Genomic DNA, 14,520 nt, shown 5'->3' on the forward strand with positions numbered 1-14,520 from the left:
AGTTCGCCGTGGCGGCGTCGGCCCTGAAGCACTCCATTGAGGGGGACTACAACATGGTCACCGTCAGCGAGGTGGAGAAGCTGGCCGGCGGCGACGGCTCCGGCCGCATCCAGCGGTAAGACACGATGGTACATGCCAACCCGCTTCTGCGGAACGGAGATTCCCCCAAGTTTATTACCATCGGTGAGATCATGCTGCGCCTGACCCCTCCAACTACGGAAAGATCCGGGTATCCAGCAGCTTCGAGGCCAGCTACGGCGGCAGCGAGGCCAACATCGCCCTGGCCCTGGCAAACCTGGGGATTGACAGCACGTTTTTCAGCGTTGTCCCCAGCAACTCCCTGGGCAAGAGCGCGGTGCGGATGCTCCGCAGCAATGATGTCCACTGTACCCCGGTGATTTTATCCACACCGGAGGAGACGCCTACGCACCGCCTGGGAACCTACTATCTGGAAACCGGCTACGGCATCCGGCCCAGCAAGGTGACCTATGACCGCCGGCACAGTGCCATTACAGAATACGATTTCAGCAAGGTGGACTTGGAGTCCCTGCTGGAGAGCTTTGACTGGCTCCATCTCAGCGGCATTACCCCCGCCCTCTCTCCCAGCTGCGCCCGGCTGATTCTGGACTGTCTCCGGATCGGACGGGAAAAAGGAATGACCGTCAGCTTTGACGGCAATTTCCGCAGCCAGCTCTGGACATGGGAGGAGGCCCGGGACTTCTGCACGCAGTGCCTGCCCTATGTGGACGTGCTGCTTGGCATCGAGCCCTATCACCTTTGGCGGGACGAGGCGGACCATGCCAGGGGAGACTGGAAGGACGGCGTGCCCCTCCAGCCCGGCTATGAGCAGCAGGATGAGATCTTCCAGGCATTTGCGGCCCGGTATCCCAACCTGAGGTGCATTGCCCGCCATGTGCGCTTTGCCCACAGCGGCAGCGAGAACAGCCTGATGGCCTACATGTGGTATCAGGGCCATACTTTCGAGAGCAAGCGCTTCACCTTCAACATTCTGGACCGGGTAGGCGGCGGCGACGCCTTTGCCAGCGGCCTGATCTATGCGTTTATGCAGGGATACAAGCCCATGGACATGGTGAACTTTGCCGTGGCCAGCAGCGTCATCAAGCATACCATCCACGGAGACGGCAACATCACCGACGACGCGGACGCTATCCGCAACCTGATGAACATGAATTACGATATCAAACGCTGACGATCAAGAAAGGAGGAGCGCGGCCTGGACAGGGATTTCCCGGGCCGCGCCATCTGTTATGAAAGCATTTATGGATCAGGATTTCCTGCTGGAAACCAGTACGGCAAAGCACCTCTATCACGACTTTGCCGCCGCCATGCCGCTGGCGGATTACCACTGTCACATTCCCCCCCCCCCGGGAAATTTACGAGAACCGCCGCTTCGACAATCTCGCCCAGGTCTGGCTGGGAGGCGGGAACCCCGACGGCACCTACTTCGGCGACCACTACAAATGGCGGCTCATGCGCTCCAACGGTGTAAACGAGGATTATGTGACCGGCTCCAAGCCCGACTTTGAGCGGTTTATGAAGTTCGCTGAGACGCTGGTCAAGGCCATCGGCAACCCCATGGTCCACTGGTGCAACCTGGAGCTGCGGCAGTTCTTCGGCTATGACAAGCCCCTGACGCCGGAGACCGCCCAGGAGTGCTGGGACTTCTGCAACGAGAAGCTGCGCACAGACCCCGCACTTACGGTTCGGGGCATTATCGAAAAAGCCAACGTTGCCATGATTGGCACCACCGACGACCCCACCGACGCCCTGGAATGGCATGAAAAGATTGCCGCCGATCCTTCCATCCAGGTCAGGGTCTGCCCCTCTTTCCGGCCCGACAAGGCCATCAACATCCATAAAGAGGGCTTTGCGGACTATATGGCAAAGCTGGCCCAAAGCGTTGGAAGGGAGAGACTGAACAGCGTAGAGGATGTCTGCGCCGCCCTGAGCGCACGCCTGGAGTTTTTCAAGAATTTGGGCTGCCGGGCCAGCGACCACGGTCTGGACTACATTCCCTTCCGCCCCTGCTCCGCAGAGGCGGCCAACGCCGCATACCAGAAGGCGCTGAAGGGCGAAACCCTGACCCTGGAAGAGACCGAGGGCTATCAGACCGCCATTCTTCTGTACCTGGGCCGGGAGTATCGCCGCCTGGGTATCGCCATGCAGCTCCACTACTCCTGCCTGCGGAACATGAATGCCCGGATGTACGCCAAGATGGGCCCCGACACCGGCTTTGACATGATCGCCCAGAACACCTGCGGAGGAGCCATCGCTCAGCTGCTCTCCGCTCTGGACGGGGAAAACGCGTGCCCCAAGACCATCCTCTACTCCCTGAACCCGGCGGACAACGCCCAGCTGGGGACTCTTCTGGGCTGCTTCCAGTCCGACGAACTGCCGGGAAAAATCCAGCACGGCTCCGCCTGGTGGTTTAACGACACCAAGAGCGGCATGGAGGAGCAGATGAAGTCCCTGGCAAACCTGGGGCTGCTGGGCAACTTCGTGGGAATGCTGACGGATTCCCGGTCCTTCCTCAGCTATGCCCGGCATGACTACTTCCGGCGCATCCTCTGCAACCTGATTGGCAATTGGGTGGAAAACGGCGAATACCCCAATGACGACAGGGCTCTGCGGGAGATTGTGGAGGGCATCTGCTTCAACAACGCATCCCGGTATTTCGATCTGTAAGCGATGAATACGGTCACACAAGAACAACAGGAAAACCGGCTGCTCCGCAACACCCTGTTTGTCTTCTTCGCCAGCGGAGCAGCCTCCCAGCCTCTGGGCTCATTTATCCCTTTTCTGCGGGAGACCTACGGGTTCAGCTACGACCTCTCCGGTATCCTGCTGTCCTGCCAGTCCATCGGCAACCTGCTGGCCGTCCTGGCCGCCGGGTTCCTCCCGGTCTGGCTGGGGCGGCGGAAAGGAATTCTGATCACCGCTGTCTGGATGGCCGCGGCCTATCTGGTCTTTGCCAGCGGGATTGGGACGCCGGCCCTGCTGATCGCCGCCTGTCTCATGACCGGCGTGGCCCGGGGCGGAAATTCCAACTTCTCCAACACCATGATCTCCACTCTGCCGGGGGAGAAGGCCACCCGTGGTTATAATCTGCTCCACGGCTGTTTTGCCATCGGCGCCCTTCTCTCGCCGCTGCTGCTGGTCTTCTGCGCGGGGCGCTGGCCGGGAATGGGCTGGCGGATCATGGCGGGGCTGCTCTGTCTGCTGTGCGTCGTTCAGCTGGCGGTCTACGCCAAAATGCCGCTGCCGCCGGAAAGGGCGGAGCGGTCCCTGAAGTCCGTGGATTACAGCTTTCTCAAGGTCAGGCAGTTCTGGCTGGGCGCGGCAATGCTGCTGTTTTACATCTCCACGGAATATGCCATTGTGGGCTGGCTGGTCACCTATTTTCAGGACATCGGCGCCCTCAGCGCCGACTACGCCCAGATGATGAACAGTCTCCTCTGGCTGGTGATCTTTGCCGGACGGATGGTGGGAGCGGCCATCACCGGGAAGGTCTCCCGAAGCCGCATCCTGCTGGCGGACGGCTTCGGCCTGTTCGTCTTCTTCCTGGTCATGTTCTTCAGCCGGACCCCGGGTCCCATTATTTTGGGACTGGTGGGCGTTGGGTTTTTCATGGCCACCATCTACCCCACCGCCTTCGCTTTCGGAAGCGACTGCATCAAGGGCAACGACCTGGGATGCAGTATTATGATTTTCACCGGCAGCGCCGGAGGCATTATCACCCCGGCGCTGGTGGGCTTTGTCGCCGAGTCGGCAGGTATCCGGGCGGGGATGGGGCTGATCGTGGCCTACACGGCGCTGCTCCTGCTGTCCATTATTTTAAGCGTGTTCTCCATACGTCCTCATATGAATCAAAAAGGAGTTTAATTTTATGGAAAAGCTCTCTTACGCGACCCTGGAAAAGCAGGGCTATGACGGATATCTCTTGAAAGACGCCCCTGAGCGGGTACTCCAGTTCGGCGAGGGCAACTTCCTGCGGGCCTTCGTGGACTATTTCATTGACGAGATGAACGAAAAGGCCGGTTTTGACAGCAAGGCAGTGCTCTGCCAGCCTATCGCGCCGGGCCTGGCCCCCATGATCAACAGCCAGGACGGCCTCTACACCCTCTTCCTCCGGGGGCGGGAGAACGGGCAGAAGGTAAACCGCAAGCGGGTGATCTCCTGCGTATCCCGCTGCCTCAACCCCTATGAGGACTATCAGGGGCTGCTGGACTGCGCCAAAAATCCGGACCTTCGGTTCCTGGTGTCCAACACCACCGAGGCGGGCATCGTTTTTGACCCCGCCTGCAAAAAGGACGATGCGCCGCCCGCCAGCTTCCCCGGCAAGCTCACCGCGTTTCTCTATGAGCGGTGGAAGCTGGGGCTCAGGGGCTTCATCATCCTCTCCTGCGAGCTCATCGACCACAACGGCGGCGAGCTGAAGCGCTGCGTGGACAAGTACATCGACCTCTGGGACCTGGAGCCGGAGTTTAAGGCCTGGACAGAGCGGGAGAACCTGTTCTGCTCCACACTGGTGGACCGCATCGTCACCGGCTATCCCCGAGCCGAGGCGGAGGGCATCTGCCGGGAGCTGGGCTATCAGGACGACATCCTGGACACCGGCGAGGTCTTTGGCTTCTGGGTCATCGAGGGTCCTCAGTCCATCAAGGACGAATTTCCCGTGGAAAAGGCGGGCCTGCCCATCATCGTGGTGGACGACCACACTCCCTACAAGCAGCGCAAGGTCCGTATTCTCAACGGCGCCCACACCTCCATGGTGCTGGGAGCGTATCTTGCGGGGCAGGATATCGTCCGAAACTGCATGGAGGATGAGGTCATCCACGGCTTCATGAACAAGACCATCTATGACGAGATCATTCCCACGCTGGATCTGCCCCGTGACGAGCTGACGGAGTTTGCCGCCGCCGTCACTGAGCGGTTTAACAATCCCTACATCGACCACGCTCTGCTCTCCATCTCCCTCAACTCCACCTCCAAGTGGAAGGCCCGGGTCCTCCCCAGCCTGGAGGAGTATGTAAAGCGTCAGGGCCGTCTCCCCAAGTGCATCACTTTCTCCTTCGCCGCCTATATCGCCTTCTACCACACCGCGCAGGAGAAGGGAGAAAACTGCCTCCTCGGCCGCCGCGGCCAGGAGACCTACGAGATCAAAGACGACCAGTGGACGCTGGACTTTTACTATGACCACCGCGGCGACGACGCGAAGTCCATCGCCCACGCCGTTGTAAACCACCAGCGTATGTGGGAAGGCAGGCTGGCCGCTCTGGAGGGCTTTGAGACGGCGGTGGCCGCCGCCCTGGAGCGCATTGAGGCCGTCGGCATGTACGGGGCCATGAGGGAGTGCCTGGCATGAAGCTGATTCAAATCCACCCGGAGGACAATGTGGCCGTCGCTCTGGAGACCATCGCCGGGGGCGAGGCGCTGGAGCTGGGCGGCACCACGGCGCTGGAGGAGATTCAGCGGGGCCACAAGGTGGCCCTGCGGGATATCTCCGCCGGGTCGGACGTGGTAAAATACGGCTGTGTCATCGGCAAGGCCACGGAGGATATCTCCGCCGGGGCCTGGGTCCACGTGCACAACACCCGGACGGGATTGTCCGAAGAGGCGGCCTATACTTACGGCCACAAGACTCTGCCCCTGCCCAGGACCGCCCCCCGGACCTTCCAGGGCTACCGGCGGCCTGACGGGAGAGCCGGCATCCGCAATGAGCTGTGGATTATTCCCACCGTGGGCTGTGTGAACGGCGTCGCCCAATCCCTGGCGCACAGCAATCAGCATTTGGCCTCCGGCTCTGTAGATGGCCTGTATGCCTTCCCCCATCCCTTCGGGTGCAGCCAGATGGGGGACGACCACGCCCAGACCCGAAAGCTCCTGGCGGCGTTGGTCCGGCATCCCAACGCCGGCGGCGTGCTGGTACTGGGCCTTGGGTGCGAGAACCTGACCATGGACCAATTCAAAGCGGAGCTGGGCCAGTGGGACGACAGGCGGGTGAAATTCCTCATCTGCCAGGAAGCGGAGGACGAACTGAGCGCCGGCTCTTCCCTGCTGGAGGAACTGGCGGACTACGCCCGGACCTTCCGTCGGGAGCCCCTCCCCGCCAGCGAGCTGGTGGTGGGAATGAAGTGCGGCGGATCCGACGGATTGTCCGGCATCACCGCCAATCCCACGGTGGGCCGCTTCTCCGACCGGCTCATCGCCCTGGGCGGCTCCACCGTTCTCACGGAGGTACCGGAGATGTTTGGCGCGGAAGGCATTCTCTTTGACCGCTGCGCTGACCGGTCTATCTTTGAAAAGGCCGTAAAAATGGTGGAGGACTTCAAGCACTATTTCACCGCCCATGGCCAGGTGGTCTATGAAAATCCCTCCCCCGGCAACAAAGCCGGAGGCATCACCACCCTGGAAGATAAGTCCTGCGGCTGCGTGCAAAAGGGCGGCAGCGCCCAGGTCGTGGACGTACTGTCCTACGGTGAAGCTGTGACCAAAAAGGGTCTGAACCTTCTCAGCGGCCCCGGCAACGACCTTGTGTCTGCCACGGCCCTTACCGCCGCGGGCGCGCACCTGATCCTCTTTACCACCGGCCGGGGCACTCCCTTCGGCGCTCCGGCGCCCACGGTAAAGATCTCCACCAATACCTCCCTGTTTACCCGTAAGCCCGGCTGGATCGACTTCAATGCCGGAAGCGTGGCCGGGGGGGAAGACCTGGAGGCCGCCGGAGAGCGGCTGCTGGACCTTGTGCTGGAAATTGCCGGCGGAATGCTCACAAAAACGGAGCTGCGGGGAGCGCGTGAAATTTCCATCTGGAAAGACGGCGTCGTCCTGTAACAACAAAAAGGAGGATATCCATGAAGGACCCCAACTGCGGCTATTGCATGAAAAACGAACTGCTGGACCCCTTTGGCATCTACATCTGTGACCTGGACGCCAGCGTTCTGGTACTCTTTAAGGAACAGAGCCACCCCGGCCGCTGCATTGTGGCCTGCAAAGAACATGTGGGAGAAATGGTGGATTTGACCGACGAAGAACGCAATGCCTTTTTCGCCGACGTGAACCGGGCCGCCAAGGCCCTTCACGCCGCGTTCCATCCCGACAAGGTGAATTACGGCGCTTACGACGACACAGGCCGGCACCTCCATTTCCATTTGGTTCCCAAGTACAAGGACGGTCCCGAGTGGGGCGGGGTGTTTGAGATGAATCCGCAGAAGCGGTTTTTATCTCAGGAGGAATACGGCCAGATGATTGAGAAGATCAAGGCGGCACTATAGACCGGCATTGAAAGAGCGGAGGCTATTGTCAAATGGCCTCCGCTCTTTCAGCGTTAATGGATCTTCTGTTTATGATCCCTGTCCTGTTCACTTTCTCTGCCTGCCGCGTCCCGTCTCTTCTCTGGTGAAGGGTTGGACATCCTCCCTTTCCGGTTCTGCTTCCCGCAATGCGGTTACAGGAAGCCCTGCGGCGACTGTTCCTGATGATGAAATATCGCGTAAACTGCCGCAGGTGTAATGGGAGGAAAGAAAGCAGCTGTGCTGTTTTTCAAACAGGGCCTACGCGGCGCCCATCAATCTTGGCAAAAACATGATGACATCCGGAATGTAAGCCATCATCAGCGTGACAATAAAAGCCATTGCAATAAAGGGCAGCAGCTGCTTGGAAATACGTCCCAGCGGAATTTTGGTGATATTTGAGGTCACAAAAAGCGTCATGCCCACAGGCGGCGTTACCAAACCAATGGTAATCATAATGCAGAACCACACGCCGAACTGGATGGGGTCCATGCCGGCCGCCATAGCCAGAGGCATCAACACCGGTGTAAAAATCAGCTGCGCGGCAGTGGCCTCCATGGAACAGCCCACAACCAGCAGGATTGCAAACATCAACATGATGATGACGGCGCCATTCTGGGTGAAACCCAATACCGCGCCGGAGATTTTTTCCGGAATCTTGTCCACGGCCATGGTCCAGCCCATGATATTGCCAAAACCAATAATGATAAAGATACCAGCGGTTACGGGAACGGACTTCATCAGAACCGAGGGCAGCATGGTAATCTTAAATTTCCGGTAGATCAGACCTGCTGCAATGGCGGCGGCCACAGCCACAGCGCCGGACTCGGAAGGGGTGAAAATTCCCAGCGTGATGCCGGCTACCAGAATCAGGGGAACCAGCAGCGCGGGGATCGCCTTTACGAAAGCGGTCAGGAGCGTCCCCAGATTGAAGCTCTCTGTACTGCGGGGCAGATCGAGGCGTTTTGTCTGCATCCGGATAATGATGATATATCCCAGACCAATCAAAATGCCGGGGATCGCGCCGCCCATAAACATGGCGGTGACGGATACGCCGGAGAGTACGCTGAAATACACAAAAGTGACACTGGGCGGAATCACAGGTCCCAGCACACCGGACGCGCACACCAGAGCGGCGGAAAAATCATCCCGGTAACCGTCGTGGATCATCTCCGGAACGATAACGGCGCACAAAATTGCGGCCACGGCGTTGGCGGAGCCCAGGATGGCGGAAAGAATCATGGCTACCAGGACCACCACATAGGCCAGTCCCCCGCGGAAGTGACCCACCAGGGCCCGCACAAGGTCAATGAGCTTTTGGGTTACGCCGCTGGCATTCATCAGCTCACCGGCTATGATGAAAAAGGGAATACAGGTCAGGCTGGATACGCTCATGCCGGCAAAAACCTTTTGGGTCACTACATTAAAGTATGAGTCCACGCCCATGACGGCGATATGAGTCAGACCGGAGAGCCCCAGAACTGCGCAGATCGGCACACCTAAAATCAAGGTTGCCAAAAACACGAGAATTACTACGATCACTCTGCCTCACCCTCCTCCTTGACCGGCGCCGCTTTGCCGTAGCTGCCGTTTTTGTAGCTGGCGGCGATCTGAAAATATTTCCAGACTGCCAGGATCAAAAGAATGCCCATGCCGATAACGATGGGAAGATATGCCCAGTACATGGAGACGCCAAGACCGATGCTGATCTGCCGCTGGATGGAGGGGGTCATGATCGTAGTGATCGAGTTTTTCAGCATGAACACGGCCAGGCCCAGTACAATCGTATTGATGATAAGCTCCAGTATCAGGCGGACTTTTCCATAGGTATGAGTCTGCACTAAGTCAAACGACACCAGTCCGCCAGGATTCTGATACGCAGAGGTGCCGCCTAGAGAGGCTACGCCCACAATGCAGTAGCGGACCAGCTCGTCCGCCCAGGGGAAGGAGTACCCCAGCACATACCGGCGCACGATCTCCACCAGGGACACCACCAGCATCACCGCGAAGAGAACCGCGCACAGCGCCTTGGCGGCGAGGCACAGTCCGTTAATGATTTTTGAGATAACTTTCATAGACACCTCTTTAAGTGGGAGAGGTGCCGGAAGCGGCACCCCTCCTGAATTGGGTCCGGTTCTGCTCAGCTCATTGCCTGAACGGCATCAATGAAGCCGGCAATCAGTGGATCAATGTCGCGATAGCTGTCCCAAGTAGGCATAGCCACATTAATGAATTCCTGGCGCGCATCGCCCTCAATGGTGTTGATGGCGGTGCCGGAGGCCTCGACAGCGGCGATTGCTTCCTCCTCATACTCGGGCAGATAAGTGCTGAAGAGGTTTTCGCTGCCCTTAGTATGACCCGCCACAAGGATTTCCTGCTGCTCGGGGGAGAGGCTGTTCCAGAAAGCCAGGTTATAGACCACAAAGCTGGGGAACGGATACATGCCAATCGTGGAGACATAGTCCAACTGTTCATAGTGCTTCATAGCGTAGATTGAGGTGAGGTTGATCTCCTCGCCGTCCACAACCTTGTTCTGCAGGGCCGAATAGACCTCGTTGTAGGCCACAGTCATGGGGCTGGCGCCCAGGTTGGTCATGACCTCGGTGAGCATATTGCTGGGCACGATGCGCAGCTTGAGCCCCTTCATGTCGGCCAGCGTTTGGATGGGACGGACATTGTTCGCAAAATGGCGGATACCGTTTTCCTGCACGGCTACGATCTTCACACCCAGATCCTCGCCCACCTTGTCATAGATGGCCTGGGCGGCCTCAGAAGTCAGGGCCTTGTACTCCAGATCATAGTCGGTGATAAGGAAGGGAAGCTGAAAGACCTCCATCAGGTTGGTGTAGGTGCTGAATGTGCTGGAAGAGAGGATTACACACTGAATGGTGCCATCCATCACCTGCTGGATCATATCAAACTCGCTGCCCAGCACACCGTCAGCGGAGTATTCAAATGTGATTGTGCCGCCGCTTTGTTCCTGGATGTAGCTGATGGCATCCTGGTCGGCAAAGTAAGGGGGCATGGCGCTGCTGCCGTAATTGCCCATGACGATGGTGACAGGATTGCTGGCGGCCGCAGCGTCACTGTTATCAGCCGTGCTGCCGGGATTGGCGGCAGCCGGGGGTGTGCTGTTGTTTCCTCCGCCGCAGGCGGTCAGAGCCATGGTCAGGCAGAGGGCAAGGGCCAACAGCATCGCAATTTTCTTTTTCATACAATACCTCCTGAAATTTATAATTCGGGCACCCCTCCTGGAGTTCAGACGCCCAGCAGGGCGGCGGGGTTCTTTTTGGCAATGAGATCAATATCAGCTTCCGACAGACCGAACTTGTCCATCAGCAGGCGGATGAAGCGGTACATCCCTTCCACGGGGGAGCCGTTGCCCCGCTGCCCCAGATCGGAATCCAGGATCATGCGCTCCAGCGGGACCGCCTTGAGCATATCCGCAATTACTTGGTCATCCAGGCTGCCCAGCTTGGAACCGGAGGTAAACACGCACACGTTCAGCTCGATGAACGCGCCCATTTCTGCCCACTTGGTCATCTGCTCATAGGTTGCCCCAATATGGAACTGCGGATGATTGACCAGAATGCGTTTTACCCCCAGCTCCACGGCCTTTTCCACCAGATGGTCTACCTCCCAGGCGGTGGCATGGCCTGTGCCCAGAACCACATCCTTTTCGGCAATGAGCTTCAGGACCTCCACAGCGGCAGGGTCCATGACGCCGTCCTCGTCCACATACACTACGGGAACTTCGGGCACGGACATCTTGCCGGCGCCTACGAAGCTGCCCTTGTGGTGGTCGATATGGTTCTTCGAGGAGACAGTGGGGAAGTAGATGATCTTGGCGCCCATGTTGATGGCGGCATCCACTGCCATGCAGTTGAAAAGACCGACGGCATTGTTCAGCGCCATGGAACTGTAAATCTCAACGCCGTTGGCATCGCAGTGCTTCTGGACCATATTTACTCCCATACAGGAGGGGAAATAGTGGTCCTTTACCAAAAAGCCCCGGTATCCGGCCACCACAGCCTCCCTGAGCATATCCGCGGCATCCACTTCACGGTTGGCTACGGAGGGGCCGGCATGGACGTGGATATCCAGAATACCTTTGAGGATTTCTCTTTCATTAAACATGATATCGACTCTCCTTTGTCTCGGCTATATCCTGAATCAAAATATTACTTTTTCAGGCTGGCCAGGAACTCCGTGTACTTCTCCTTAAACTCAGGCCGGGGAGTCCCAAAGATATCCATCTGGAAGCAGGGGATGTCGGTGTCATGCACGTCAATGTAATGTTCCACGCCGCTGGGTACTACCACAAATCCGCCGGGGGTCAGATGATAAGGGGTGCCGTCCACATAATAATCGCATTCGCCTTCAATGACAAGGGCAACCTGCTCTTCGGGGTGGGAATGGGGCTTTTTTTCATGCCCGGCGAGGACCTGGCCCAGCGTAACAGTCACGTCGTCGGCGCCCATCGCCAGGGTTACCTGCTTGATTCCCTCCCGAAGGGGACGCCAGGGCATTTGATTCCAGTTTCCAGACATAATTTCACTCATGATCGTTTCCTCCTCAAAATAGTAACATAGTTCTGCCTGTCCGAGCTTGGAGCAGGTTTACTATTTGTTGAAGCAATTTTTAGGCCAATTTTGGCGGTTACGCATAAAAGATTGAAAAGGCTGCGGGAATTCGGAAAAGAAAAAACGTATACATACAATATTAGCAGGGGGAATATCCCGCAAAGTTGTCAAGAATTCACAAAAGAAATGAAAAAGTAATTCATTTTTGACTTACTTTATAAGAATTTGATCAAAAATGACTTGATCCGTGTTTGCTCCGGGAGACGCCGGGGGCCGGCGGCAAGCGGCTCCCACATGACGCAGCGATATTTGAGGAGAACATACCGTGAGAAGAGTTGGCAAGGTCTTTGCTTTATACCAGGGAGAACGGACAGCCGTATCCGGCAGAAGCCGGGTCTCTAAATTTTGACAGAAAGCCGTGATTTTACGTGGAAATGGTCAAAACAATTTTCGGCCTCCAGGTCATGCTGCTGCTGTTGGTAGCCGCAGGAGCCGGCGGGCGAAGACTGGGAATCATTGCGGAAGGATTCAGCGATGGGCTTTCGGGATTTTTAATGAAACTGGTGCTTCCGTGCAGTATTTTCAGCGCCTTCCTGGAGGGAATGGATAAGAATATCTGGCAGTTGTCGGCACAGATCATAGCTGCAACAGCGGCAGTACATATCTTTTACATTCTGTTGGGAATGATGCTGTACCATCGGGCTGATCCGCAGCGCCGCGCGGTATTGAAATTTGCCGTCCTGTGCCCCAATACGAACTTTATGGGGATGCCGGTGATCGGCGGCATTTATGGCGACGCGGGCGTGATGCTGCTCTCCATTGCGCTGGTACCCGCCAGAATTTTTGTCATGACGGTGGGAATCTCCTATTTTTTGAGCGGCGGCGGCCTGTCGCGGCTCAAAGGACTGGTGCGCAATCCCTCCATCTGGGCGGTAGCCGCCGGCATGGCGGTGAATTTTATGGGCTGGACCCTTTGGGAACCACTGGAAAAAGCGGTTTCTGCCCTGGGAAGCTGCAATACGCCTCTGGCCATGGTGCTCATAGGCACAGTGGTGGCCTCCCTGCGCCGGGAGATGGTGACAGACCAAAGCGTCTGGCGGTTTTGCCTTTTGCGGCTGGCGCTGATCCCCGCGGCGGTAATCCTGGCCCTGTGGATTTTGGGTGTACGCGGCACAGCGGCTGGCGTGACGGCCACCATGAGCGCTCTGCCGGCCGGGGCGATGACGGTGATCTTTTCAAAGTCTTACGGGCAGGACGACGCCTTTGCCGCCGCCTGCGTTATCGTCAGCACGCTGGTCTCCGTGTTCACGATCCCGCTGATCACCGCGGTATGCAGCCTGCTTCTAGTCTGAAAACGCCCAAAACGGAACTGCCGGAATATTCTCCGGCAGCTCCGTTTTTTTGCGCCGCCAGTATTCAGACGGAGAGCGCTCCCTTCAGCCCCATCATCGCCCGGACCTCAGCGGAGGTCGCGATTTCCAGCCCCAGCGCATCGGCGATATTTCGCACGGCCAGCACCTGATCCGCACTGGACTGGGCCAGTACATGGGCGCGAAGATAGAGGTTGTCCTCCAAGCCCACCCGCACATTGCCGCCTAAGGCCAGCGTCGCGGCGGCCATCGGCATCTGGTAGCGGCCCGCGGCAGCCACAGACCAGAAGAAATGATCTTCACCCAGCAGCAGATCCGCGGTCTCTTTCAAAAACAGCAGGTTTTTTACCGAGGCGGGAATGCCGCCCTGGATTCCCATGACAAACTGCATGTAGACAGGTGTTTGAATCACCCCTTTCTTCACAAAATAGGCAATGTTGTTGATCATGCCGGGATCATAGACTTCAAATTCCGGACGCGTACCGTTGGCATTCATGGTGCGGACATAGGTTTCAAGTCCGGTGTATGTGTTGGAAAAGGTGTTGTTTCGAGTACCGGTGAGATAGGGCTTTTCCCAGCCGCAGCCGTCCGGGATTTTCTCGGCAATATCCGCCAGCACAAAGTTCATGGAGCCGGCGTTGCAGGTGGCCAGTTCCGGCTGCAGGGCGGGAATCGGCGCTAACCGCTCTTCCAATGACATCATCTGACTGGCGCCGGTGGTGACACAGCAGATCATGTCACAGCGGCGCTGGATTCCGGACACCACCTCCCGCATCAGCTCAATAGACGCGTCAGGAGCGCCCGTCTTGGGATCACGGGTGTGAAGATGACAGGTAGCCGCGCCAGCCTCATAGGCGCGGACGGCGTCCTCAATGATCTGCTGCGGTGTAATGGGCAGATAGGGACTCATGCTGGGAACATGGACCGCTCCGGTAATGGCGGCAGTAATAAAGATTTTCCTGTTTCTCATCAGAGCATACCTCCTAAGCTGTTTTGGTTCGTTCCTTTGTCTCTGGTGTAAAAGATATAAGCAACTTTTACGCCAAACAGGCAAATACGCGGTGATATAAAAAGGAACTGCCGCTATTGCAGTGCCTCAGGACCGGCGGTGATCGCGAGCGCTTCAAACGGGCTCATTCTCTGTGCGGCGGATTTGAGAACTCTCCAGGGAGCTCTATCTTTCCGTTGTTCCTAGAGCAATTTCCCAAAATACTGAGAAAAGTTCAGCGGTCCGGGAAAGGCATAGCTGCGTTG

At 57.7% G+C, this 14,520-nt stretch carries 11 protein-coding genes and 3 pseudogenes; 8 read left to right on the forward strand and 6 right to left on the reverse strand.

Features of this window, described 5'->3' with window-relative positions:
* From QZ326_RS06565 to QZ326_RS06595, 7 genes and pseudogenes are all read left to right on the forward strand, one after another.
* Nucleotides 1–119 (forward strand): annotated as a pseudogene (locus tag QZ326_RS06565) (sugar kinase); the annotation flags it as partial.
* A gap of 6 nt (nt 120–125) precedes the next feature.
* Nucleotides 126–1,210 (forward strand): annotated as a pseudogene (locus QZ326_RS06570) (sugar kinase).
* A gap of 58 nt (nt 1,211–1,268) precedes the next feature.
* Nucleotides 1,269–2,706 (forward strand): annotated as a pseudogene (gene uxaC, locus QZ326_RS06575) (glucuronate isomerase).
* A 3-nt stretch (nt 2,707–2,709) separates the two neighbouring features.
* Entirely contained in the window at nt 2,710–3,903 is a 1,194-nt protein-coding gene (locus QZ326_RS06580) for a sugar MFS transporter (RefSeq protein WP_295742882.1), read from the forward strand.
* A 4-nt stretch (nt 3,904–3,907) separates the two neighbouring features.
* Nucleotides 3,908–5,386, forward strand: coding sequence for a tagaturonate reductase (locus tag QZ326_RS06585; RefSeq protein WP_295742885.1), 1,479 nt, complete (start codon nt 3,908–3,910; stop codon nt 5,384–5,386).
* The gene (locus tag QZ326_RS06590; protein WP_365328592.1) at nt 5,374–6,855 is read left to right on the forward strand and encodes an altronate dehydratase family protein; all 1,482 of its coding nucleotides are present in this window, start codon (nt 5,374–5,376) and stop codon (nt 6,853–6,855) included. The genes QZ326_RS06585 and QZ326_RS06590 overlap by 13 nt, the downstream gene beginning before the upstream one ends.
* Nucleotides 6,856–6,875: 20 nt before the next feature.
* Nucleotides 6,876–7,295, forward strand: coding sequence for an HIT family protein (locus QZ326_RS06595; RefSeq protein ID WP_295742891.1), 420 nt, complete (start codon nt 6,876–6,878; stop codon nt 7,293–7,295).
* Nucleotides 7,296–7,574: 279 nt separating this feature from the next.
* Here QZ326_RS06595 and QZ326_RS06600 read toward each other — a convergent pair whose 3' ends face one another.
* From QZ326_RS06600 to QZ326_RS06620, 5 genes are all read right to left on the reverse strand, one after another.
* Nucleotides 7,575–8,855: a TRAP transporter large permease gene (locus tag QZ326_RS06600; protein WP_295742895.1), complete on the reverse strand. Its 1,281-nt coding sequence runs from the start codon at nt 8,853–8,855 to the stop codon at nt 7,575–7,577.
* Entirely contained in the window at nt 8,852–9,388 is a 537-nt protein-coding gene (locus tag QZ326_RS06605; RefSeq protein ID WP_295742898.1) for a TRAP transporter small permease, read from the reverse strand. The genes QZ326_RS06600 and QZ326_RS06605 overlap by 4 nt, the downstream gene beginning before the upstream one ends.
* Before the next feature lie 65 nt (nt 9,389–9,453).
* Nucleotides 9,454–10,527, reverse strand: coding sequence for a TRAP transporter substrate-binding protein DctP (gene dctP, locus QZ326_RS06610; protein WP_295742901.1), 1,074 nt, complete (start codon nt 10,525–10,527; stop codon nt 9,454–9,456).
* 44 nt (nt 10,528–10,571) lie between these two features.
* The gene (locus QZ326_RS06615; protein ID WP_295742904.1) at nt 10,572–11,450 is read right to left on the reverse strand and encodes a DUF6282 family protein; all 879 of its coding nucleotides are present in this window, start codon (nt 11,448–11,450) and stop codon (nt 10,572–10,574) included.
* Between the two features lie 44 nt (nt 11,451–11,494).
* Nucleotides 11,495–11,875 carry a cupin domain-containing protein gene (locus QZ326_RS06620; protein ID WP_295742906.1) on the reverse strand — a complete coding sequence of 127 codons (381 nt, stop codon included), beginning with the start codon at nt 11,873–11,875 and terminating at the stop codon, nt 11,495–11,497.
* 455 nt (nt 11,876–12,330) lie between these two features.
* Here QZ326_RS06620 and QZ326_RS06625 point away from each other — a divergent pair, with 455 nt between their 5' ends.
* On the forward strand, nt 12,331–13,248 hold the full coding sequence (locus QZ326_RS06625) for an AEC family transporter (protein ID WP_295742909.1): 918 nt from the start codon (nt 12,331–12,333) through the stop codon (nt 13,246–13,248).
* Between the two features lie 64 nt (nt 13,249–13,312).
* Here QZ326_RS06625 and QZ326_RS06630 read toward each other — a convergent pair whose 3' ends face one another.
* On the reverse strand, nt 13,313–14,236 hold the full coding sequence (locus QZ326_RS06630) for a 3-keto-5-aminohexanoate cleavage protein (protein ID WP_295742912.1): 924 nt from the start codon (nt 14,234–14,236) through the stop codon (nt 13,313–13,315).
* Nucleotides 14,237–14,520: the final 284 nt, after the last annotated feature.

Origin of the sequence: uncultured Oscillibacter sp., assembly GCF_910587525.1 — a bacterium.
Taxonomy (GTDB): Bacteria; Bacillota; Clostridia; order Oscillospirales; family Oscillospiraceae; genus Oscillibacter.